A 22,281-nucleotide genomic window follows, 5' to 3' on the forward strand; every position below is an offset into this window, starting at 1 on the left:
AGGATTATAGGATCGTTTTGCATAAAAATCATCTTGCACAACAATTTAATAAATGATCGTTCACCATCCCGGTTGCCTGCATAAATGCATAACAGATGGTGGTGCCGAAAAACTTGAAGCCCCGCTTTTTCATGTCTTTACTGATCTGGTCGGACAGTTCCGTTCTAGGCGGAACATCGCTCATCTTCTCAATATGGTTTATGATGGGCTTGCCTTGTGGAACAAAACTCCATATATATTTAGAAAAGCTACCAAATTCTTTCTGGATTTCCATAAACAATCTGGCATTGGTAATGGCACCATTCACTTTTAAACGGTTACGGATTATGCCTTCATCGTTCATCAGCCTCTCTACATCTTTTTCGGTAAAAGCCGCTACCTTCTTTACATCAAAATCTGCAAAGGCCTTACGGTAGTTTTCGCGTCTTCTGAGGATGGTAATCCAGCTTAAGCCAGCCTGAGCGCCTTCGAGTATCAAAAATTCGAATAAAATCTGATCATCGTAAACAGGTTTCCCCCACTCTTCATCATGGTACTTAATATAAAGCGGATCGGAACCGGCCCAGGAGCAGCGTATAGTTGAGTTTGGAGTTTCTAGCTGGGAGTTTAGAGTTTCCATACAAAATGCTAAGCAGGTTTAACAAAAAATTTTTCTGGATTATTCATCATATAAACCAAAAGTTTTGCAACTTCCTCAGCTTGATCATTTAACCTGTTAAATTCGTCATCAGAAATGTAACTACAGGCAAAAGCGAATTCCAGCCAGGTTTGAGTTTCACCATTTTCTGTATCAGCATCTGAAAGCTTACTCACAAAATGGTTTGGATATTTCCTTTTTCTATAGGCTTCTGCCAGGTTTGCGCAAACACTTCTCGAACATCTTCTGATTTGATCTGTCAAACTATATTTTTCTTCTGACGGAAACCTTTTAGAAATATGGAAAATTTCCATGGAAAGCTTAAATCCTTTCTGATAAGCCAATAAATCTTTAATCGTTCCCATATAATAAATATAAAAAAATTCAATGCTATATTCTTATATCTAAATGCATTCGCTTTCGAAACTCCTGGCTCCAATCTGGAACAGGCAAAGAAACTCCAAACGCTAAACTCTCAACTCCGAACTTAATTCATCCCAATACTCTACAGCTCTCCGATAGTGCGGTATTACAATGCTACCACCTACCAGATTGGCGATCATGAAAATTTCGTTCATTTCATCATGGTTTACACCGGCATCGAAACATTTGCCCAGGTGGTATTTAATACAATCATCGCAACGCAAAACCATTGAGGCCACCAGACCCAACATCTCTTTCGTTTTAACGTCTAAAGCTCCATCGGCATAAGTGGTTGTATCAAGCGCAAAAAAACGTTTGATATTTGTATTTGCCGTTTCCATAATCCTATCGTTCATTTTTTCACGATAGCCGTTAAACTCTTCTACAAGCTTTCCCATAAATAATTAATTATTGAATGAATGATTTTTTGAGTGAGCGCATGACGTTAATTTTATTAAATCAAAGTTGATTTCTCCAGCGGATTCCAGAATACTTTTTTAAAGTTTACCACTTTATCGTTCTTCACTTCAATGCCTTCTTGTTTCAACAATTCTTCCATTAGTTCAGGTGGATTAAAATGGAACTTTCCAGTGAGCAATCCACTGCTGTTTACTACCCGATGTGCAGGTACCTGGGGATAGGCTGCGCCGGCATAAAGCATGGCATGCCCTACCATTCTTGATGATTTTGCTGCACCTAAACTTTTCGCGATAGCTCCATAAGAAGTTACCCTTCCTTTCGGAATTAACCGGGCAATCTCATAAACCTGTTCATAAAAGTTGGTATTCATTATTCAAAAGAAAACTGAATATAATTAATATTTTTATCGTGTAGTAAGTATTTCTTCTCGTAATAGGTTTTGATAGACAGTACCTCATCAACCAGATCTGAAGTATACAAATGATCGGTATTTTTATGTACAGGAAGGTTTAATTCTGCAACCTTTTCGTTAGTGTAAGCATATAACTGATCATTATCTGTTTTCAGATTAACATATCCACCTGGTTTTAACACCAATTTATAACGGTTCAAAAATGCCGGAAAAGTTAAACGTTTTTTCTCACGGCTATCCTGAGGCTGTGGATCCGGAAAGGTGATCCAGATTTCGTCGATTTCTCCTTCATTAAAATAATCCAGTATATTTTCAATCTGTATCCTTAAAAAAGCAACATTATCTATTCCATCTTCAATAGCCGTTTTGGCTCCGCGCCAGATGCGGTTGCCCTTGTAATCCACCCCAATAAAGTTCTTCTCCGGAAAAAGCCTCGCCAGATTTACCGAGTATTCGCCCTTTCCACAGGCCAGTTCCAGTACAATAGGGTTTGCATTTTTAAAATGCGCTGAAGCCCAACTGCCCTTTAAAGCTTTTCCTTGTTCTAATTGATATACGTTTGCAAATGTTTCTATTTCTGCAAAACGCCTAAGTTTATCTTTACCCAAAAGTTTTTTTTCTGCAAAAATACAATTAAATCAATAATCGGGGTTTCTTTTGCCGCAAAGATTGGTGCCAATTTTATTTAGGAATCGTATTTTTGTGCCTTATAAAAATTACCGTGGAAAAAAACTCAAAAATATATGTTGCAGGCCATCGTGGTATGGTAGGCTCGGCCATTTACCGCAAACTGCAAAAAGAGGGTTACGAAAACATCATTACCAGAACTTCATCAGAGCTTGATCTGCGCAGCCAACAGGCGGTTACTGATTTCTTTACTGAAGAAAAACCGGATTATGTCTTTCTTGCAGCAGCAAAAGTTGGTGGTATCGTAGCCAACAACACTTACAGAGCCGATTTTCTTTATGAAAATTTAGCCATTCAGAATAATGTTATCCATAACGCGTACTTAAACAACGTTAAGAAACTGATGTTTTTGGGTTCGAGCTGTATTTACCCAAAAATGGCTCCGCAACCTCTCAAAGAAGATTACCTTTTAACAGGCACTTTAGAACACACCAACGAGCCTTATGCCATTGCCAAAATTGCAGGGATTAAAATGTGCGATGCCTATCGCGATCAGTACGGCTGTAATTTCATCTCCGTAATGCCCACAAATTTATATGGCTTTAATGATAACTATCATCCTCAAAACTCACATGTTTTGCCCGCTTTGATCCGTAAGGTGCATGAGGCAAAAGTTAACGATGAAAAAGAAGTTGTGGTTTGGGGTTCGGGTTCACCCATGCGCGAATTTTTATTTGCAGATGATTTAGCTGATGCCTGCTATTTCTTAATGCAAAACTATAACGAACCACACTTGATCAACATTGGTACCGGACAGGATCTAACCATCAAAGACCTGGCTTTGCTAATCAAAGATGTGCTGGGATTTGATGGGGAACTGGTATTCGATGCCACAAAACCAGATGGCACACCACGCAAATTAATGGATGTTAGTAAACTTCATCGTTTAGGCTGGAAACATACAACCGAGCTTAAAGAAGGTATTGCCCTGGCTTATCAGGATTTCGAAAGCCGATATTAAATGAATTTAGAAGGGCGTTTATCATACCGTTGCGCCCTTGTATTTTGCACTTTATTTTGGAGAAGCAGGATTATAAATGGCTACTGCTACCCGGCTATCTGCACAGCCATAATATAAAAACCACTTCTTTTTGAAATAGACCAACCCCTCCATAAAAACCGTACCGGAAGGGTATTGCCCGCTTTTTTCGAAGGGGGCTGTAGGCACAAAAAAAGGTTGATCGAGCCGCGCAATCACTTTTGAAGGATTTTTAATATCGAATAATACCTGCCCGGCCGAATAGGTATTGGCTACATAATTAGTATCCCTTCTGGCATCGCCCCTGTTTTTGCCATTATAAATTACCAATATGCCCTGGTCGGTAACAATCGCCGGCGGACCACATTCTGTTAAATCGCTATCGAAATAGTGTTCCCTGGGCTTCACAATCATATCCAGTTCATTCTTTGCGTTTAATGCAGGCTCCCAGTTAACAAGGTCAGTTGAGGTTGCAATATTTATGAAACGTTCGCCCCAGTACATCATGTATTTACCGTTTATTTTGGCAATTACCTGTTTACCGTTTTCTAACTTCGTAACAATTGAACCAGATTTGCATTTGAGGTCTTTAAATTTACCATGATAGGCTTTACCAAACGCAGGACCATGTTTGGTCCAGTGTTTTAAATCTTTGGAAGTGGCCACGGCGAGGCGGAATATATTACGGTTCCATTGTGTATATAACATTACATATATACCCTCTGCAGTAACAGCAATACGTGGATCTTCGCAACCACCCGGCCATTCGTTTGCTTTCTGCTCATCTTCACCAGGATAGAACACCGGCTCCGGACTACGTTTCATTTTAATGCCGTCACTGCTTTCTGCCATTCCTATCCTGGAAGTACGCATACCTATTCCATTGCCAGAACGATCTTCACTACGGTATAATACATAGATCTTATTTTTATGTACAGCGGCAGCGGGATTAAAGACATCGCCGGCCTCCCAGGCTATTTTTTGCCTGAGTATGGGATCCATAAAAAAACTTTCTGCACTTGGCGAAATAATGGGATTTACATTTTCTGGCCTTAGAAACGGCCCAAGTGCCCAATCTGGGAGTTTATCCTGGGCATTTACCGAAAGGGCTAGCGGAAGAAAAACAACAAAAAGGAATAAACGCAAAATGGTTCTGTTCATCATACTAAAATACTAATTAATCTGCTAAGCTGGTAATAGTATAATTACCTGAAATTAATCAGATCAAAATCGCTCTTCAACTTTTTGTTTACAGAATCATATAATTCGATTATTTTAGTTGAAATCATGCTACAAAATGCCAATCATTTTTATTTATAGTTAAAATTGATATATTTGGAATGATCAATCAATTTTGCCTATATGACTTTAGTTCAGCTCGAATATATTGTTGCCGTAGATACTTATAGAAGTTTCGTAACTGCAGCCGAAAAGTGTTTTGTAACCCAGCCTACCTTAAGTATGCAGGTTCAAAAATTGGAGGAATTAATCAGTGTTAAAATTTTCGACAGAAGCAAACAGCCTGTAAGTCCGACAGAAATTGGTTCGCAGATTATTGCCCAGGCAAGAATTATCTTACAGGAAAGCGGAAAAATTAAAGAGTTGATCAGCAGTCAGCAGCAAGATGTAATGGGCGAGCTGAAAATCGGGGTGATCCCAACTATTGCCCCATACTTATTGCCAGAGGTGATTTCGGCCATGCTGGATAAATACCCTGAATTAAAGCTTTTAATCTGGGAATATACCACCGAAGACATCATTCATCACTTAAAAACCGGTGTGCTGGATTGCGGTATTTTAGCTACGCCGCTAACCGATCCAAACATTACAGAAACTCCCCTATACTATGAAAATTTTGTAAGTTACATCAGTAAAAACAGCAAGCTGTACAAAAAGAAAGCACTTGATGCCGAAGACCTGAACGACGAAAATATCTGGCTCTTAAATGAAGGTCATTGTATGCGAAACCAGGTATTGAACATTTGCCGTTCTACAAAAAACAACAGGCTACAGGGACTCGAATACAATACAGGTAGTGTAGAAACCCTCGTGCGTATGGTTGATTTAAATGGGGGTGCAACACTATTACCCGAATTGGCCATCGCACAACTGGATGCGAAACAAACCAACAAGGTACGCCATTTTAAATCGCCAGAGCCCGTACGAGAGATTAGTTTGGTGACCCATAAAAACTTTATTAAGAAACGGATGCTTAACGCTTTAAAAGATGAGATTTTAGTCATTATCCCAAAAGCGATGAAGCAAAAAAAGAAAAAAGATATTGTGGGGATTTAATTTCGAACTTAATCCGCGATCGTCATTTCGAGCGGAGTGCAACGTAGCCGAGAACCCGAAGGCTCAGCGAAGCTAAATCTGCCTAGATAGATCTCTCCATTTCGCTACGCTTCAGTCGAGATGACGACTCTTTACAGGATTGATTTTGTGATTAATTGATTTCGTAGCCTTCTAACTTAATTCCCTATCCATATCCACATGCTCCGCCAGTTTATAACTTTGAGCTTCAGGATTTTATATTCTAAAAAGATCAGAATGATTAATTAAAAAATATTACTGATTTTGTTTTTCTACCGGAGGAGCAGATAGCAATCCTTTGATATCACTCTCCACTTCTTCCTCTTCGCCTTTTTTCTTTTTCTTGTTTTTTGATTTTAAACCTTTACCACTTAAACGCTCCTCAATAATTTTATCATATTCGGTTTGTTGCTCTGGCCTTAAAACGTTGCGGATATTTTTCGAGGTTTCGTTCTGAAGCTTATAAAATTTATCTACATCCTCCTCGCGTGAGTTACCGGCCTGTTGTCTTTTAATTAAATCAGCTTGTTCTTTTGCCTGGTTATAGGTATAACTATAAATGACACTTTTTTGCGTACCGTTTAGTTTTAATCGTTTTTCCAGATCATCTACATTCTTTTGAGCAATTTCTGCCGGGGTAGGCATTTTATTCTGTTGTGCACGTACCAGCACATTTACGCCAACAATAATTAAAAATAAAACTACAAGCCTTTTCATTTTGAATATTTTGTATGCGAAGTTACTTAAATATCTTAAAACAAGAAAGTCCCGATCTACACCGGGACTTCTCTTCAATTTTATAAAACGTTTCGCTTACAAAGCTTTTTTGTAAAGTTCAGCAACTGCATCCCAGTTGATTACATTCCAGATTGCCGCTAAATAATCAGGGCGTTTGTTTTGATACTTTAAATAATAAGCGTGCTCCCAAACATCAATACCCAAAATTGGCGTTCCTTTTACTTCGGCAATATCCATTAAAGGATTATCCTGGTTCGGTGTAGAAGAAACCTGAAGTTTTTTATCTGCACTTACTGATAACCAGGCCCAGCCTGAACCAAAACGTGTAGCACCAGCCTCCTGTAATTTAGTTTTAAGCTCAGCAAACGAGCCAAAAGTTTCATTAATTGCTTTAGCTAAATCGCCGGTTGGCTCACCGCCTTTGTTCGGACCTAAAATGTTCCAGAATAAAGAGTGGTTATAGTGTCCACCGCCATTGTTTCTAACAGCTGCAGGGTATTTTGAAATGTTTTTAACAATTTCCTCAATGCTTGAATTTGCCTCCGGCTTACCTTCTAACGCTTTGTTTAGGTTGGTAACATATGCCTGGTGGTGTTTATCATGGTGGATTTCCATGGTAGTTTTATCAATATGCGGTTCTAATGCATCGGTTGCGTAATGTAACGCAGGTAATTCAAAAGCCATAGTTTTATGTTTAAAGATTAAAAAAATATTTCTGTAGCAAATATAACATTACAACGTTAAGATTTGTTCATGTTATTATCATCAAATCACTTTCTGGGTTAATGTTGTAATGTTGAAGGCTTTAATGCTGGAAGGTTTTTTGTAAAATCAGCATCGTCCTCCTTTACAACAAAGGATGCTCAATATCGGCGATTGAATTGCTATACCAGCGCTTAACGCATTACAAATACGCACCTCAATAATCCTCATTAAAAACGAGGACAATCAGACTCACTACCTCTTCTTCGCAAAGAAATCCTTCATCAGCATACCGCATTCTTCAGCCATTACGCCGCCTTTTAAAAGCGTTTTAGGATGCAGCAGTTGAGCATTCCTGGAGATAAAGCCTCTTTTTTCTTCCCTTGCGCCATAAACAATGCGACCGATCTGTGTCCAATAACTTGCGCCGGCACACATCACACAGGGCTCAATGGTTACATATAAAGTGCAATCCCTTAAATATTTACCTCCAATGGTTTGAGCGGCAGAGGTAAAAGCCTGCATTTCAGCATGTGCGGTCACATCGTTAAAACGTTCGGTTAAATTATAGCCACGGCCTATAATCCTGTTTTTACTGACTACAATGGCACCGATCGGAATTTCATCTTCAGCCAAAGCCTTTTTTGCTTCTTCCAAAGCCAGTTTCATATAGTGAATATCTTCTTCTTCGGGATCGGTATTTTCGAAATTGTAAAAACTCATGAGGCAAATATAGGTTAATAATGACCAAAAAGGCTTCCGGAGGCTCCAACGGCAAAGGGCCGGCAAAACTGCTGAAGTCTGAGTTGAAAATTGGTTAGGTTTTGGAGCGCAGTATCAGCGCTCATCGGCTGCTTCAGTCCTGCTTTACGCTCAAAGTCCTCTCCCGGCGAAAACCGGGATTGCGGGCTTTCCGCTGCAATCAGGGCTAATTGGCCGCAGCAATTACGTGTAAACTCCGGAAGCTAACTATTAAACCAGTTTACTTCCGTTCGGCACTTTACGCTCCACCGTAGTTAATACAATATCTCCGTTTTCATCAGCGAAACCGGTTACTAAAAATTCTGACATAAATTTCCCGATTTGTTTTTTAGGGAAATTGATCACCCCGACAATCTGTTTTCCAGGTAATTCTTCCAATGTATAATGTTTGGTAATCTGCGCGCTGCTCATTTTGATGCCATATTCGCCGAAATCTACCTTTAATTTATATGCCGGTCTTCGGGCTTCAGGAAATTCGAAAGCCTCAAGAATAGTACCTACCCTTAATTCAACCTTTTCGAAGTCGCCCCATGTAATTTGTTCCATATGATTAATGTATATGACGCAAAAATATAAAATATTAAAGCATTAGATACAGCTTCAAATGATGCGAAGTATTTAACCGTTTGGCATTAAACACAACAGGAATTTACAAAAAATTTGCGTTTTATATTTTTACCACTATCTTTATGCAACCGTTTGCATAACCAAATATTAAATTAAGATGAAAGCATGTATTTATTAGGAATTGATTTAGGTACCTCATCCATTAAAGTTGCAGTTGTTGATGCAGCTACACAAAAAAATATAGCCACCGCTCAATATCCGGAACAAGAAACAGCCATCAAATCTTTACAATCAGGCTGGGCAGAGCAGTCGCCCGATGAATGGTGGAAAAATGTTCAGCAGGCCATCCTCAAATTAAATTCAACCGGTCTTTTTGATCCGAAGGAGATCAAGGCCATTGGCATTGCCTATCAAATGCACGGACTTGTTGTGGTAGATCAAAATCAGCAGGTACTCCGCGATAGCATTATCTGGTGTGACAGCAGGGCTGTTGAACTGGGCAATAGCGCTTTTGACACTATCGGTCACGAAAAATCCTTAAAACACCTATTAAACTCACCTGGAAATTTTACGGCATCGAAACTGGCCTGGGTAAAAGCAAACGAACCCGATATCTATAACTGCATCGATAAAATCATGCTTCCCGGCGATTTTATTGCAATGAAATTAACCGGAGAAATCACTACAAGTATTTCGGCTCTATCCGAAGGTATTTTCTGGGATTTTGAAAACCACGAAATCTCTAAAGATGTAATGGATTATTACGGCATCTCCAGCAACCTGATCCCAACCGTAAAACCTCTATTTTCGGAACATGGTTATTTAAAAACGGATATTGCACATGCATTAAATTTAACTGCCGGCATCCCGGTAGCTTATAAATCCGGCGACCAACCCAATAATGCACTTTCCTTAAACGTGTTAAAACCTGGAGAGGTTGCCGCGACAGCCGGAACATCGGGGGTAATTTATGGTGTAAGCGATGAACTTACTTATGACAAGCAATCAAGAGTGAATACCTTTGCGCACGTAACCTATTCAGGAGAAAAAAAGCACACTGGAGTTTTGCTCTGTATTAATGGCACCGGAAGCATGTACCGTTGGGCAAAACATAATTTCGCGCCACTGTCTAGCTATGCTGAACTCAATATACAGGCCTCGAAAGCACCAATAGGCAGCAATGGTTTAAAAGTACTTCCTTTCGGCAACGGTGCAGAACGGATGTTAAATAATCAATATACAGGAGCAGAGTTATTGGGCATCGACCTCAACCTCCACAATCAATCAGACATCTTCCGGGCTATCCAAGAGGGGATTGCTTTTGCTTTCCGTTATGGATTGGATATCATGCGGGAAAATGGCATGCAGCCTAAAGTTATCCGTGCCGGAAAGGCCAATCTGTTTTTAAGTGAGGTATTTGCACAAACGTTTGTAGATGTTACGGGCATTCCGGTTGAACTTTATGAAAACGATGGCAGTGTCGGCGCAGCCTTGGGTGCCGGTATAGGTGCCAGCATTTTCAAAAGCGCAGAAGAGGCTTTTAGCAATCACAAAGTCATCAAAACGTTAATGCCTCAACATTCAGCTGAGTATGAGCCGGTCTATCAGGATTGGAAAGAAATATTAGAAAAACAATTAGCAACTGGTTAACGGTTGATCGCTTTATCGTGAGTTTTTATCACGAACCATTGACCAACAAACCATCAATCAAAAAACAAAAAAACATGACAAAAGTAGTAACCGGAGCAACGGAATTTTTCAAAGGCATTGAGCAGATCAAATTTGAAGGCCTGGAAAGTAATAATCCATTAGCATTTAGATGGTATGACGCCAACAAAGTAGTCGCTGGCAAAACCATGAGTGAGCATTTTAAGTTTGCATGTGCTTACTGGCATTCATTTAATGGTAATGGAGCAGATCCGTTTGGAGGTGCAACGCACGTTTTCCCATGGGATGAAAAAAAAGATGCAGTAGAAAGGGCTAAAGATAAAATGGATGCAGCCTTTGAATTTATCACGAAAATGCAGATTCCTTATTATTGTTTCCATGATGTGGATGTGGTAGATTATAGCGATGACGTTGCCGAAAACGAGCGCAGATTACAGTCCCTTGTTGAATATGCAAAACAAAAACAAGCAGATAGCGGCGTAAAACTGCTATGGGGAACAGCGAATTTATTTAGCCACAAGCGTTATATGAACGGTGCATCTACCAATCCTGATTTTCATGTACTGGCACATGGCGCTGCCCAGGTTAAAGCTGCTTTAGATGCTACCATTGCCCTTGGTGGTGAAAATTATGTTTTCTGGGGTGGAAGAGAAGGCTATATGAGCTTATTAAACACCAATATGAAACGTGAGCAGGAGCATCTGGCAAAATTCTTACATACGGCTAAAGATTATGCACGCAAACAAGGTTTTAAAGGAACATTTTTTATTGAACCGAAACCATGTGAGCCTTCTAAACACCAATACGATTACGACGCGGCAACAGTAAAAGGCTTTTTACAGGAATACGATCTTTTGGCAGACTTTAAATTAAACCTGGAGGTAAACCATGCTACACTTGCCGGCCATACTTTCCAGCATGAGCTACAAGTTGCGGTAGATAATGGTTTGTTAGGCTCTATCGATGCAAACCGTGGCGATTATCAAAATGGATGGGACACCGATCAGTTCCCAAATGATATTAATGAACTAACCGAAGCCATGTTAATCATTTTAGAAGGTGGTGGTTTGCAAGGTGGCGGTGTAAACTTCGATGCGAAAATCCGCCGTAACTCTACTGATCAGAAAGACTTGTTTTATGCACATGTAGGCGGAATGGATATCTTTGCAAGGGCATTGGTTACTGCAGATGCCATTCTTCAGAAATCTGAATACAAAAAGGTAAGGGCCGACCGCTATGCCTCATTTGATAGCGGAAAGGGAGCCGAATTTGAACAAGGAAAGTTAAGTTTAGAAGACTTAAGGAATTACGCTGCAGAAAACGGCGAACCAGAGGTACGCAGCGGAAAGCAGGAATATCTTGAGAACCTTATTAACAGGTATATTTAATTATCCCAATAAATATATTATCCGCAGTCTGTGTATACACAGACTGCGGTAGTACCTAAACCAAGCAAACTTAAATTTCTCTTCTACTGAAGGGCGCATTCTATTGCGAATGATAATCAAATAACCCATCTTAGCCGAATAATCTTTAATTGGAGGAAGACCAAAATTAATAAACGTCATTTTAACATTTTTTAATTCAAAAAAAGCGGAGATTAATTTATGATTTTGCTACATTTAGATTTCTAAACCAAATAACTTAAATGAAAGTCACAGATTACATTATTTTTTTAGCCTACTTTGCCATTGTGGCAGTTTATGGCTTTTGGATTTACCATCGTAAAAAGCAGAAGCAGATGAGCAGCAAGGATTATTTCCTTGCAGAAGGTTCACTCACCTGGTGGGCCATTGGTACCTCTTTAATTGCCTCGAATATTAGTGCCGAGCAATTCGTAGCCATGAGCGGCGATGGATTTAAAATGGGATTAGCCATTTCTACTTACGAATGGATGGCAGCTGCAACGTTAGTAATTGTAGCCACATTTTTTATTCCCGTATATCTTAAAAATAAGATCTACACCATGCCACAATTCTTGAGTCAGCGTTATAATGGCACGGTAGCCATGATTATGGCTGTGTTTTGGTTGTTATTGTATGTTGTGGTAAACTTAACCTCTATCTTGTACCTTGGTGCACTCGCTGTAAGCAGTATTTCGGGTATTGGCTTTTGGTATTGTATGATCGGCCTCGCCATTTTTTCTGTAATCATAGCGTTGGGTGGCATGAAAGTAATTGGTTACACGGATGTAATTCAGGTGGCGTTTTTAATTTTCGGCGGTTTAGCAACTACTTATCTGGCACTTAACTTGGTGAGCGACCATTTTGGTGGCCATGGCGTGTTAGATGGTTTATCGTTTTTAAGGGAAAAAGCACCCGATCATTTCCACATGATTTTCAAAAAAGATAGTGCCAATTATGCCTCATTACCAGGTATGACGGTATTGCTTGGCGGTATGTGGATTGTAAACTTAAACTATTGGGGCTGTAACCAGTACATCACTCAACGTGCTTTAGGTGCTGATCTGAAAACGGCTAGGGCAGGTATCTTATTTGCCGCATTTTTAAAGCTTTTAATGCCATTAATTGTGGTATTACCGGGTATTGCGGTATATATGTTATATACAGAAAAAACAGGTATTGATGTAAATTCAATGATGCCGGGTGGCGAACTTCGTCCGGATAGGGCTTACCCTACTTTATTGAATATTCTGCCTACAGGCCTTAAAGGTTTATCTTTCGCGGCGTTAACCGCAGCAATTGTTGCTTCACTGGCGGGTAAAATAAATAGTATCTCTACTATTTTTACCCTTGATATTTTTAAGAAACACATTAATACGGCAGCCTCTGAAAAGAAACTGGTAGGTACCGGACGCGTAGTTGTTATTGTTGCAATGGCTATCGCAATTGCCATTTCTCCTTTCTTAGGTATTGACAAAAAAGGTGGTTTCGAGTTTATTCAGGAATATACAGGTTTTGTAAGTCCTGGTATTTTCGCGATGTTTATCTTAGGCTTCTTCTGGAAAAAAACCACTTCTAATGCAGCTTTATTTGCCACTATAGGTGGTTTTGGTTTATCGGTATTGCTAAAATTCTTGCCAGGAATGATGGATTTATCTTTCCTTCACAATTTTGGATTCTCGGTAGCCAATGCAGATGGAGTTTATGAAATACCTTTCCTGGATAGAATGGGAATTGTATTTGTAGTGTGTATAATCGTGATGTTTGCCATCAGTATGTTCGAGAACAGCAAAGGCGATAAATCTAATGGTTTAGAAGTAGATTCAAGCATGTTCAAAGTTCATCCTTCGTTTGCCGTTGGATCACTGATTGTATTCGGAATTTTAGTTGCGCTTTACTCTACCTTCTGGTAAAATTAAAAATAGTATACAAAAGGCTCGCGATGAAAATTGCGGGCCTTTTTGTTTTTCTAATAATATAATAATAATAATGCTCAATTTTTCACTTATCCGTAGAGATTCTGCGCTTAACTCTACGGACAGGCGGGGAGCGCGGACTTATAACGGAAAGCTGGACTGCAATTACCAGTCAATATTGCAATTGTGGTTCAAAAATAGAATAAGACTATGTAGTCGCCCCTTAACAACAATTTAAACATTTGATTATCAATAATTTGTTGATAAATTTCAGTATTATAAATTGCGGGTTTTGGTTATATTTATATCAAAAGCTTGCAGATATTTATGCTTAACCAACCAAAAAACACAACACAATTAAGTTTTTTACAGCCGGGTTTAAAGGAGCAATTGTCGAACAAACATCCTTTGTACATTTTAGCGGAGTATGTTAACTGGCAATTGTTCGAGGACAGTTTTAAGAAGCATTACAAGGAGAATTTTGGCCGCCCGGCCAAGCCGATCCGCCTGATGGTAGCGCTGTTGATTCTCAAGCACATCCGTAACCTGAGCGACGAAAGTGTTGTAGAACAGTGGGCAGAGAATGCTTACTACCAATATTTCAGCGGAGAGCGGGTATTTGCGGCAAAAGCCCCTTGTGAGGCATCAGAGCTTGTTCACTTTCGTAACCGTATCGGTGCCGAAGGTGTGGAACTGATCTTCAAGGAAAGTATCCGTATCAATGGAAAAGGTGGCAAGGAAGATAATGCCAGCATAGACACTACTGTACAGGAGAAGAACATTACTTATCCTACCGATAGCAAACTGCACCGGAAGATCATCAAAAAATGTATCGGGATAGCTGACAAAGCAGGACTCGTGCTTCGTCAGCGTTATACCCGCACTTTAAAGAAGTTGAGTGTTGAACAGCGTTTCCGCAACCATCCTAAGAACGGAGCCAAAGCGCGGAAAGCAGACAAAAAAGTAAAAACAATAGCGGGCAGACTGGTACGGGAACTACAAAGGAAATTACCGGCAGAAAACTACAAAACCGACCTGGAGCTGTTTGAGCGGGTACTCCTCCAAAAACGGCAGGACAAAAGCAAGGTGTATAGCCTGCATGAGCCGAATGTAGTATGCATCAGCAAAGGCAAAGAGCATAAAAAATACGAGTTTGGCAGTAAAGTATCCATCACAGTCACCCAAAACAGCGGTGTGATCATCGGTGCAATCAATATTCAGGGGAATGACTACGACGGACATACACTGGATGCAGCTCTGGAACAACAGCAAAGGTTAACCGGTCATACGCTTAAAGAGGTCTTTGTAGACCGGGGTTACCGGGGGAGAAAAGAGGCGCTCGGAACTACTATCCATACCCCAAAAACTTTCAGCAGTAAACTAACGAACTACCGAAAGACCAAACTAAAGGCAGGCTTTAACAAAAGAGCGGCCATCGAACCTAAGATCGGGCATCTGAAAACAGATCATCGCTTAAGCCGCAATTTTTACAAAGGAATAAAAGGCGATAAAATCAATGTAATGTTAGCTGCCGCCGCGATGAACTTCAAAAGGATGATGAATATCTGGACAGATCATCTTTGGGCGCTTTTTTTACGCTTTGTTCAGCTCGTAAAAACATTCATGCAACAACCAAAATATGATACAATCTTTGTTCAAAGACTTTTTAAGGAACGACTATGTAATTAACGAAACCCGGCTCACCAGAACTTAATCGATAAATTAAATTCTGTTTAACTGAAATATTGAGTTTGAAAACTCAATCCTATTCATCAGCCCGTAGAGACGCTGCGCTAACTCTACGGACAGGGTAAGAAGCATGAGACCGTACTGATAACCTAAAGCATGACTGTAATAACAACCAGCATTGCAATCGCGCTTCAAAAAATAGAATAAGACCATGTAATTAACCAAACCCGGCTCACAAGAACTTAATCGATAAATTGACCTTTGTTTAACCGGAAATATTGAGTTTGAAAACCCAACTCTGTTTATTAATCCGTAGAGAGCTGCGCTTAACTCTATGGATAGAAAATTATTGTGCGCAAGGTCCGTCTGGAATTTCTTTGCTTATTTTGATCACTTTAGTAACCACCAGGGTAGAATCGAAATCGGCTGCAACGGTAGCGGTATCGGTTTTGGTAAAATAACCTTCTAGTTCTACATATACCGGCTCATAAGGCTTTTCGAAGCCTAAATTACTGTACGATAACTCTAATTTTTTCACACTGTCTGTAACCCAAAATTCGCGGGTATCCTCACATAGTGTAATTGATTTCATTTCAGGGCCAAATGTATACAAACCCTTTACAATTTTAAGATTGTTCTTTTCTCCCTCGGCTTTATCGTTCCTGTTACAAGCTGTAGCGGCTACGCCAAGGAGCACAACAAGTACAATTGCTTGCTTAAATAACTTCATTTTATATCGTTTGATTAATTTGATCTATCTTTTTAACGCTTAAATTGGATGACAAAGCGGATGCCAAAAATGAGAAGATACCTACCGTAATAAAAACTAATACAAAATCTTTCCATTTTAATGCAATCGGATAAGAACTTACCAATGTTTTATTTACTTCATCACCCATTTTAATCAACCCATAGGTATGTTGAAAATAATAAAATATAATTCCTATGATTAGCCCCAATACACAGCCAGACATGGTAATCATCATGCCTTCAAATAAAAATATACGTTTGATTAATTTCTTTCCTGCGCCTAAACTGCTTAGAATGGCCACATCCTTTACCTTATCGATGACTAACATGGTTAACGACCCTATGATATTAAATATAGCAATAATCAGGATAAAAGTAAGGATAATATACACGGCCCATTTCTCGGTATTTAAGATATGGTAGAGTGACTTATTTTGTTCGGCCTGATTTCTGACTTCATAATCTTTACCGGCCTTTTCGATTATTTCATCTTTAAAATCATCTACATCAACACCTGGTTGCAGATTAATTTCGATAGCAGATACATTTTTATCTTCCCCAAGCAGCTCACGTGCAAAATCGAGTGGAACAATAATCCCATTGTCGAAATCTTGTTGCACTTCGAAAACACCGCTAACCCGGATATTTTTGACCACAAAATCATCAGCTGGATTGATCGTATTTACAGCGATATCCTTTTTTGGTGAATAAATTTCCAGCTCAGTAAAAGGATCAACTGTATTAACAGCCAAATAACTTTGTAATGCAGAACCGATTACCGCATTATCACCGCTTTTGTTATGCAATATAAAACGGCCTTCCTTAATGGTACTGTCTAGTTTTGTGTTCTTTAAGTAATCTAAACTTACCCCTTTTACCATTCCCACAGCCTGCTTATTATTGTATTTCAACAATGCATTTTCCTGCAGCACTTCGGTAAAAGCCGCCACATCTTTATTTTTTCTAAGCTGATTAAAATAACCTGTATTCGGATCAAAAGTCTTCCCCTTAGCTGGTGTAATCGCAATTTGCGGTGTAATGGTATCAAACATATTCAGCACCACGGTTTCTAACCCATTAAAAACCGACAAGATAATAATCAAAGCTGCGCTGCCAACCATTACGCCGACCATTGATATGCCCGAAATCAGATTAATGGCATTGGTTGACTTTTTGGCAAAAAGATACCTTTTGGCAATGTAAAACGATGTATTCACAGCAGTAAATATAGTTAAAATGTAAGATGCAACGATGTAAGATGGAATATGCGAACGGGTTATTACATCATCCCACATCCATTATACATTTCACCTTAAAAAAACGGGTTATGTTGTTTTTCAAAACCAATGCTCGTTGCTGGTCCATGGCCAGGATAAACTTTGGTTTCATCAGGTAAGACAAAAAGTTTATCGGAAATGTTTTGAATTAATTGCTGATGGTTGCCGCCTGGCAGATCAGTACGACCGATACTGCCATAAAAAAGCACATCGCCGCCTATTAACATATGATCAGCCGCACTGTAAAAACAAAGGTGTGCCGGCGAATGTCCCGGAGCAAAAATCAGTTCCAGTTTGCTACTACCAAAAGAAATCGTCCCTGTTTCAGGCAAAAAGGTATCTGGCAAAGGAGATACCTCATAACGGGTAAAGCCCATTGATGGTGCATAACCTGGAACGGCATTTAAAATCGGCAATTCACCTTCATGAAACTGTGGTTTTAAACCATAGGTTTCAGCCACAAATTTATTGCCGAAAACATGATCAAGATGGCAATGTGTATTAAGCAACAAAACAGGATTCAAATCTTCCTGTTTAATGAAAGCGGCCAATTCATTTTGCTCAAAACCTTCGTACATACCTGGATCAATAATGGCACATTCCTTTGTTTCATCATAAAGCACATAGGTATTTTCGCTGTAAGCGTTAAAAGTGAAGGTTTTTACTGTAATCATAAGTATTTAAAAAAAGTCTGTTCAAAGGAACAGAAATAATAAACTAATTTTTCCACCTGAAAGTAGAAATCAAGGTATCGATATCTTTTTTAATAAATTTAACAACGGGTTCAATAGAATCGTATTGTGGGCGTTCATTAAAGTATAAAGCTCCTCTAAAATAATGTTTAGCACTATCTGTTAAAAAAAACTGAACGGAAGATGCCGTATTCCCTTCAATGGCATAGTAAACGCCATAAACGTTATGGTCAGGATAATTAATCATTTTTTGATCTATCGCACTTGCTTTTATGGTGTGTTTAAAGGCAAGCTTCCTGGCATCTTCCACCATTTCATCATACTCACTTTTCCCTGAAACATCATAATAAGTTAAATGCAGAAAGCCGTTAAATTGTTTAAAGTGCAAATTGTACCAGTTTTTTTGAGCATCGCGGCTTTGATCTTGCTCTACCGTAGCATAAGTCGGGTATTTAAACGTAAAGGGAACTGCTTTGGTAAATGTGGTATAATCTTTTTTAGGAAATACAATCCTGAAATAGGCTTTTGGTTTCGGGCTGTAATCGTGGTTTTGACAAGCTGTTACACATAAAAGCAGTGCAAAGAGTAAAAAAATCAACTGGTTTATTTTCATTCCTCAAAAAATCTGCTTACTGGTTAACAGGATAAAGATAAGCTAAATTATTTATTCCAGATGGCCCAGGCTTTTTCAGCTTGCTGATGCAGCATTTCAAGTCCGTTTTTTGTTCTTGCACCGCCAGCATCAGCCTTAACCAGAAATGCAGTTTCGAGTGGGTTATAAACCAGGTCGTAAGCCAGGTGTTCAGGCCCGATTAAACTGTAATCAATATCCGGAAAGGTATCTACATTTGGTGACATGCCCAACGGCGTGGTATTGATTAATAATTTATGCGAAGCCAAAATTTCTGGGGTAATCTCCGAATATAATATGGTTCCTGCAGTTGCCTTACGCACCACTGCCTGGTATTCGATATTCAACTTTTCCAAAACATACTTTACCGCTTTTGCTGCGCCACCATCGCCAAAAACAAGCGCTTTGTTATGTTGAGGTCCTAACAATGGTTTTAGCGATTCTTCAAAGCCATAAGCATCGGTATTATAACCTTTTAAATAGCTTTCACCTTCAAAGCTTCTGATTGAAATACAATTTACAGCACCAATTTTTTCTGCAGCTTCATCCACTTCATTTAAATAACACAGCACATTAACTTTATGCGGAATGGTTACATTAAGGCCAAAAAGTGATGGATTTTCACTCAGCAGGTCAGGCAGCGATTTTATATCTGCGATCGGGAAAAGCTCATATTGATGATCGGTAATGCCCTCATTTTGAAATTTTTCGGTGAAATATTTTTTAGAGAACGAGTGAGAAAGTGGGTAACCGATTAAACCGTATGTTTTCATATTGATATAACAAGCAAACCTTACAGGCTTTTAAAACCTGTAAGTTTTATTTAACTATGCGCCCCGCAATGACGAATTTTGTCTTTATTTTACCTTATTCAGGAAATAATCGAAAGTATCACCACGTAATCCTAAACGGATAGTTTCTAGCGGAATTACTTCTGCCGGGGCAATATTACCCAGGTTTACATTACTGCCAATCAATTTAATGAACCAAACCTGTTGTTCTTTTTGAGGAGCTTCCCAGATAATGGTTTCTTCCGGAATCTGCGTTAAAATCTCATCAACCAATCCTTCGCGTACTTCACCGCTTCCACGGTAAATACCAACGTTACCACCTTCGCGGGCCTCTGCAATTACTTTCCATGAGCCTGCCTCAATTTCGGCCTGCATTAATTTGATCCACTTGTAAGGGGCAAATATTTTAGCGGCATCTTTACTGCCTACTTCAGAAATAACGGTAACCTGTTTAGCCAGTTCGCTAATGAATCCACATTTTTTGTCGTGCTCAATTTCGATAGACCCATCAGATACTTCTGCATATTCCATTCCGTATTGATCTAAAACACGCTGGTAATCTGAAAACTGGTTACGGATAATAAAAGCTTCAAATAATGTTCCACCAAAATAGGTAGGAATGCCTGCGCTTTTATATAAAGCCAGTTTTTCTTTAAGGTTTGGCGTAACATGCGATGTTGCCCAACCTAATTTTACAATATCTGTATGTATGCCGGCAACTTCAATAAAATCTTCAACCTGGCGTAGGCTCAATCCCTTATCCATAACCATTGTTAAGCCCTTTTGGCGCGGTTTAGTCGGACGTTCGGGAACGTTTAATAAAGGATAATTCATATGCGTACAAAAGTGAAAAAAATTTTCAGATTTATTTGTTAAATTTTTCTCACAAGGTCGTTACCTTATATATCGGTTTATAACACTCAAAATGGCACTATTATCCTGTAATTGCGGTAGGTATTCAAACAAAATATAATGTTTATCTGGGTCAGTTGTTAAAGCGGTTTCCAAATAGCCCAATGCATCAGCATAGTTTCCTATGGCGAAAAGATAGGCTACCATCCTATAATACAGTTCTGCAGCTTCAGGGTTATTTTTAATTGCCTCCGCCATTGTTTCCGCTGCTTCACGCAATTTTCCCTGTTCATAGAGCACAGTACTAAAATCCAGCCAGGCTTCAACATCCAGAGGATTAAACTCCAGTACTTTTTCATATGCTTCGATCGACTCATCAATCTGGCCCAGCTTATAATAAGCATCGGCCATGGCGAACCAGAAATCTGCATTCTCCGCTTCCAGGTCTATCGCTTTTTTATAAAAGTGTAATGATTCGAAATAACGTTCCTCAAAATTAAGTGTAACCCCGATCCCAAACCAGGCATCAGCCATTTTAGGATCCATTTTTACCGATTTTTTATAGTAAGAACGGGCCTCATCCATTTTCTCCAGTTTCTCGTAACATTCGCCAATGGCACAATAAGTATCGGCATTGGGCTGTTCGTACTCAAAAGTCTGTTTATAAACTTCTATCGCCTCATCATATTTATCAAGCTGCACCAGCGCATTTCCTTTGTTAAAATAGGCTGAACTGAAATCTTCTTTAATCAAGATGGCATAGTCATAAGCATCGATCGCTTTTTCGAAAAGATTTAACTTATGGAAACTATTACCGAGGTTGTACCAGGCCGCATAAGAATATGGATCAGTATCAATATATTGCTGATAAAATTTGATACTTTCTTCTTGTTTGTCTAACACATCATAACAGAAAGCAAGCTCATACAAACCATCCTGGTTTTCCATATTCTGCTCTAAACTAAGCTTGATATAGGTAATGGCACTTTCATAATCGCCCATACTCTGATAAACATAAGCCATCTGCAATAATATCTCATCCGTACTTTCGGCCAGTCCCAAAGCTTTTTCATAATTTTCCAAAGCCTCGTCAAAACGTTCGGTATTCTGAAAAATATTACCGCGGAGCAGATAAATATCTGGTTCTGATGGTTCTAAAAGCTCAGCTTTTTGCAAAGCGATAAAAGCCTTTTCGCTATTGTTCGTTAAGATGTAGAGGTGAGCCTGTTTAATTAAAAAAATTGTGGCATAAGGGTGTTGACTGATTGCAAAATCAACTACCTGCAAAGCTTTGACCGGATCATTTTTCTCAATGTAAAAATCTACAATGTATTCGAATGCCCCTGCATCGAAAAAATACTGATCCTGGTTCCGCAGCATTTCTTCGTAACGTTCTACTGAACGTTGTGCATCTTCGTTGGATTCAAAAAAGAATTCTTCTTCCATATATTATACTATTAAAGAACCGTGCCAATAAGCAGAAAAACACATTATAATTTTAGCAATTTTAATTATCCGTTTTTAAAATAATTATTAACATCAATAGCCGCAAAAGCGCTAAACAGCTGAATATAAAGCCTGTTAACTATAGTTAAGATGTGTGGATAATCGATAGATTTGTTGCAACCTCGCGGTTCCTTTTCCCTTCTTCCACAAAAATACTATAAATTTATGGCATATACTAATGAAGAGGGATGAAAGGATTAACCGTGTTTGCCCTGTTTTTGTCTGCTTTATTATAAGGGGATTTGCTCAAAGCGATGAAGAAACCAGGACTGGCAAACCGTTTACGTTATTGATACGGGGAGAAAAGAGCCTGTAAATAGATCTTGTATAATCCTAGGAGTTACTGCATATCAATAAAAAAAGTCGTCATCTCGACTGAAACGCAGTGGAATGGAGAGATCTATCAAACACAGATTTCTCCACTTCGTTGCACTCCGGTCGAAAGGACGACCTGTTGGAGGAATAA

The 22,281-nt window shown here is 39.2% G+C and carries 23 protein-coding genes; 6 read left to right on the forward strand and 17 right to left on the reverse strand.

Annotated elements, in window-relative coordinates:
• Positions 1-28: 28 nt before the first annotated feature.
• The 5 genes from ACFE6N_RS11210 to trmB form a co-directional block, all read right to left on the reverse strand.
• Positions 29-619, reverse strand: coding sequence for a DNA-3-methyladenine glycosylase I (locus tag ACFE6N_RS11210; protein ID WP_378936443.1), 591 nt, complete (start codon positions 617-619; stop codon positions 29-31).
• Between the two features lie 8 nt (positions 620-627).
• Positions 628-1,002 carry a four helix bundle protein gene (locus ACFE6N_RS11215; RefSeq protein WP_378936445.1) on the reverse strand — a complete coding sequence of 125 codons (375 nt, stop codon included), beginning with the start codon at positions 1,000-1,002 and terminating at the stop codon, positions 628-630.
• 102 nt (positions 1,003-1,104) lie between these two features.
• Positions 1,105-1,458: a carboxymuconolactone decarboxylase family protein gene (locus tag ACFE6N_RS11220; protein ID WP_378936447.1), complete on the reverse strand. Its 354-nt coding sequence runs from the start codon at positions 1,456-1,458 to the stop codon at positions 1,105-1,107.
• Between the two features lie 56 nt (positions 1,459-1,514).
• Complete coding sequence (locus ACFE6N_RS11225; protein WP_378936449.1) at positions 1,515-1,850, reverse strand: MGMT family protein; 336 nt, start codon at positions 1,848-1,850, stop codon at positions 1,515-1,517.
• On the reverse strand, positions 1,850-2,500 hold the full coding sequence (gene trmB, locus ACFE6N_RS11230; protein WP_378936451.1) for a tRNA (guanosine(46)-N7)-methyltransferase TrmB: 651 nt from the start codon (positions 2,498-2,500) through the stop codon (positions 1,850-1,852). The genes ACFE6N_RS11225 and trmB overlap by 1 nt, the downstream gene beginning before the upstream one ends.
• A 113-nt stretch (positions 2,501-2,613) precedes the next feature.
• Here trmB and ACFE6N_RS11235 point away from each other — a divergent pair, with 113 nt between their 5' ends.
• Entirely contained in the window at positions 2,614-3,540 is a 927-nt protein-coding gene (locus ACFE6N_RS11235; protein ID WP_378936453.1) for a GDP-L-fucose synthase family protein, read from the forward strand.
• A gap of 51 nt (positions 3,541-3,591) precedes the next feature.
• Here the strand turns inward: ACFE6N_RS11235 and ACFE6N_RS11240 are convergent, their stop codons facing one another.
• Positions 3,592-4,722: a glycoside hydrolase family 130 protein gene (locus tag ACFE6N_RS11240; protein ID WP_378936455.1), complete on the reverse strand. Its 1,131-nt coding sequence runs from the start codon at positions 4,720-4,722 to the stop codon at positions 3,592-3,594.
• A 198-nt stretch (positions 4,723-4,920) separates the two neighbouring features.
• On the opposite strand from ACFE6N_RS11240, the gene ACFE6N_RS11245 reads away from it, so the two are divergent.
• Positions 4,921-5,853, forward strand: a complete 933-nt coding sequence (locus tag ACFE6N_RS11245; protein ID WP_378936457.1) for a LysR substrate-binding domain-containing protein — start codon at positions 4,921-4,923, stop codon at positions 5,851-5,853.
• A 273-nt stretch (positions 5,854-6,126) separates the two neighbouring features.
• Here ACFE6N_RS11245 and ACFE6N_RS11250 read toward each other — a convergent pair whose 3' ends face one another.
• The 4 genes from ACFE6N_RS11250 to ACFE6N_RS11265 form a co-directional block, all read right to left on the reverse strand.
• On the reverse strand, positions 6,127-6,588 hold the full coding sequence (locus tag ACFE6N_RS11250; protein WP_090980970.1) for a hypothetical protein: 462 nt from the start codon (positions 6,586-6,588) through the stop codon (positions 6,127-6,129).
• Positions 6,589-6,684: 96 nt separating this feature from the next.
• Entirely contained in the window at positions 6,685-7,293 is a 609-nt protein-coding gene (locus ACFE6N_RS11255; protein ID WP_090980972.1) for a superoxide dismutase, read from the reverse strand.
• A gap of 273 nt (positions 7,294-7,566) precedes the next feature.
• Complete coding sequence (locus ACFE6N_RS11260; protein WP_145858573.1) at positions 7,567-8,034, reverse strand: nucleoside deaminase; 468 nt, start codon at positions 8,032-8,034, stop codon at positions 7,567-7,569.
• A 249-nt stretch (positions 8,035-8,283) separates the two neighbouring features.
• Entirely contained in the window at positions 8,284-8,619 is a 336-nt protein-coding gene (locus ACFE6N_RS11265) for a tRNA-binding protein (protein WP_090980978.1), read from the reverse strand.
• 186 nt (positions 8,620-8,805) lie between these two features.
• Between ACFE6N_RS11265 and ACFE6N_RS11270 the strand changes: the two genes are divergently transcribed.
• The 4 genes from ACFE6N_RS11270 (at position 8,806) to ACFE6N_RS11285 (ending at position 15,316) form a co-directional block, all read left to right on the forward strand.
• Complete coding sequence (locus tag ACFE6N_RS11270) at positions 8,806-10,290, forward strand: xylulokinase (protein ID WP_378936460.1); 1,485 nt, start codon at positions 8,806-8,808, stop codon at positions 10,288-10,290.
• A gap of 74 nt (positions 10,291-10,364) precedes the next feature.
• Entirely contained in the window at positions 10,365-11,696 is a 1,332-nt protein-coding gene (xylA, locus tag ACFE6N_RS11275) for a xylose isomerase (protein ID WP_378936462.1), read from the forward strand.
• Between the two features lie 260 nt (positions 11,697-11,956).
• On the forward strand, positions 11,957-13,624 hold the full coding sequence (locus ACFE6N_RS11280; protein ID WP_090980983.1) for a sodium/sugar symporter: 1,668 nt from the start codon (positions 11,957-11,959) through the stop codon (positions 13,622-13,624).
• Positions 13,625-13,954: 330 nt separating this feature from the next.
• Positions 13,955-15,316 carry an IS5 family transposase gene (locus ACFE6N_RS11285; protein ID WP_378936464.1) on the forward strand — a complete coding sequence of 454 codons (1,362 nt, stop codon included), beginning with the start codon at positions 13,955-13,957 and terminating at the stop codon, positions 15,314-15,316.
• Between the two features lie 346 nt (positions 15,317-15,662).
• On the opposite strand, the gene ACFE6N_RS11290 is transcribed toward ACFE6N_RS11285, so the two are convergent.
• From ACFE6N_RS11290 to ACFE6N_RS11320, 7 genes are all read right to left on the reverse strand, one after another.
• Positions 15,663-16,046, reverse strand: a complete 384-nt coding sequence (locus tag ACFE6N_RS11290) for a hypothetical protein (protein ID WP_090980986.1) — start codon at positions 16,044-16,046, stop codon at positions 15,663-15,665.
• Position 16,047: 1 nt separating this feature from the next.
• Entirely contained in the window at positions 16,048-17,361 is a 1,314-nt protein-coding gene (locus ACFE6N_RS11295; protein ID WP_378936466.1) for an ABC transporter permease, read from the reverse strand.
• Between the two features lie 17 nt (positions 17,362-17,378).
• Positions 17,379-18,017 (reverse strand): MBL fold metallo-hydrolase, encoded by a 639-nt coding sequence (locus ACFE6N_RS11300; protein WP_378936468.1) that lies wholly within the window; start codon positions 18,015-18,017, stop codon positions 17,379-17,381.
• A 43-nt stretch (positions 18,018-18,060) separates the two neighbouring features.
• Positions 18,061-18,648, reverse strand: a complete 588-nt coding sequence (locus tag ACFE6N_RS11305) for a gliding motility lipoprotein GldD (RefSeq protein WP_378936470.1) — start codon at positions 18,646-18,648, stop codon at positions 18,061-18,063.
• A 47-nt stretch (positions 18,649-18,695) separates the two neighbouring features.
• A complete protein-coding gene (locus ACFE6N_RS11310) occupies positions 18,696-19,439 on the reverse strand; it encodes a shikimate dehydrogenase family protein (RefSeq protein ID WP_378936472.1) in 744 nt (247 codons plus the stop codon).
• Positions 19,440-19,523: 84 nt separating this feature from the next.
• Positions 19,524-20,291 carry a phosphosulfolactate synthase gene (locus tag ACFE6N_RS11315; protein ID WP_090980997.1) on the reverse strand — a complete coding sequence of 256 codons (768 nt, stop codon included), beginning with the start codon at positions 20,289-20,291 and terminating at the stop codon, positions 19,524-19,526.
• A gap of 60 nt (positions 20,292-20,351) precedes the next feature.
• Positions 20,352-21,755 (reverse strand): tetratricopeptide repeat protein, encoded by a 1,404-nt coding sequence (locus ACFE6N_RS11320; protein WP_090980999.1) that lies wholly within the window; start codon positions 21,753-21,755, stop codon positions 20,352-20,354.
• Positions 21,756-22,281: the final 526 nt, after the last annotated feature.

This window comes from Pedobacter sp. BG31, from assembly GCF_042464845.1.
In the GTDB taxonomy this organism is placed as follows: domain Bacteria; phylum Bacteroidota; class Bacteroidia; order Sphingobacteriales; family Sphingobacteriaceae; genus Pedobacter; species Pedobacter suwonensis.

What these genes read in the sequence shown, in the direction of transcription:
- ACFE6N_RS11210 (WP_378936443.1), bottom strand. Translation starts at nt 619, where the DNA reads ATGGAAACTCTAAACTCCCAGCTAGAAACTCCAAACTCAACTATACGC.
- ACFE6N_RS11215 (WP_378936445.1), bottom strand. Translation starts at nt 1,002, where the DNA reads ATGGGAACGATTAAAGATTTATTGGCTTATCAGAAAGGATTTAAGCTT.
- ACFE6N_RS11220 (WP_378936447.1), bottom strand. Translation starts at nt 1,458, where the DNA reads ATGGGAAAGCTTGTAGAAGAGTTTAACGGCTATCGTGAAAAAATGAAC.
- ACFE6N_RS11225 (WP_378936449.1), bottom strand. Translation starts at nt 1,850, where the DNA reads ATGAATACCAACTTTTATGAACAGGTTTATGAGATTGCCCGGTTAATT.
- ACFE6N_RS11240 (WP_378936455.1), bottom strand. Translation starts at nt 4,722, where the DNA reads ATGATGAACAGAACCATTTTGCGTTTATTCCTTTTTGTTGTTTTTCTT.
- ACFE6N_RS11245 (WP_378936457.1), top strand. Translation starts at nt 4,921, where the DNA reads ATGACTTTAGTTCAGCTCGAATATATTGTTGCCGTAGATACTTATAGA.
- ACFE6N_RS11250 (WP_090980970.1), bottom strand. Translation starts at nt 6,588, where the DNA reads ATGAAAAGGCTTGTAGTTTTATTTTTAATTATTGTTGGCGTAAATGTG.
- ACFE6N_RS11255 (WP_090980972.1), bottom strand. Translation starts at nt 7,293, where the DNA reads ATGGCTTTTGAATTACCTGCGTTACATTACGCAACCGATGCATTAGAA.
- ACFE6N_RS11260 (WP_145858573.1), bottom strand. Translation starts at nt 8,034, where the DNA reads ATGAGTTTTTACAATTTCGAAAATACCGATCCCGAAGAAGAAGATATT.
- ACFE6N_RS11265 (WP_090980978.1), bottom strand. Translation starts at nt 8,619, where the DNA reads ATGGAACAAATTACATGGGGCGACTTCGAAAAGGTTGAATTAAGGGTA.
- ACFE6N_RS11270 (WP_378936460.1), top strand. Translation starts at nt 8,806, where the DNA reads ATGTATTTATTAGGAATTGATTTAGGTACCTCATCCATTAAAGTTGCA.
- xylA (WP_378936462.1), top strand. Translation starts at nt 10,365, where the DNA reads ATGACAAAAGTAGTAACCGGAGCAACGGAATTTTTCAAAGGCATTGAG.
- ACFE6N_RS11280 (WP_090980983.1), top strand. Translation starts at nt 11,957, where the DNA reads ATGAAAGTCACAGATTACATTATTTTTTTAGCCTACTTTGCCATTGTG.
- ACFE6N_RS11285 (WP_378936464.1), top strand. Translation starts at nt 13,955, where the DNA reads ATGCTTAACCAACCAAAAAACACAACACAATTAAGTTTTTTACAGCCG.
- ACFE6N_RS11290 (WP_090980986.1), bottom strand. Translation starts at nt 16,046, where the DNA reads ATGAAGTTATTTAAGCAAGCAATTGTACTTGTTGTGCTCCTTGGCGTA.
- ACFE6N_RS11295 (WP_378936466.1), bottom strand. Translation starts at nt 17,361, where the DNA reads ATGTGGGATGATGTAATAACCCGTTCGCATATTCCATCTTACATCGTT.
- ACFE6N_RS11300 (WP_378936468.1), bottom strand. Translation starts at nt 18,017, where the DNA reads ATGATTACAGTAAAAACCTTCACTTTTAACGCTTACAGCGAAAATACC.
- ACFE6N_RS11305 (WP_378936470.1), bottom strand. Translation starts at nt 18,648, where the DNA reads ATGAAAATAAACCAGTTGATTTTTTTACTCTTTGCACTGCTTTTATGT.
- ACFE6N_RS11310 (WP_378936472.1), bottom strand. Translation starts at nt 19,439, where the DNA reads ATGAAAACATACGGTTTAATCGGTTACCCACTTTCTCACTCGTTCTCT.
- ACFE6N_RS11315 (WP_090980997.1), bottom strand. Translation starts at nt 20,291, where the DNA reads ATGAATTATCCTTTATTAAACGTTCCCGAACGTCCGACTAAACCGCGC.
- ACFE6N_RS11320 (WP_090980999.1), bottom strand. Translation starts at nt 21,755, where the DNA reads ATGGAAGAAGAATTCTTTTTTGAATCCAACGAAGATGCACAACGTTCA.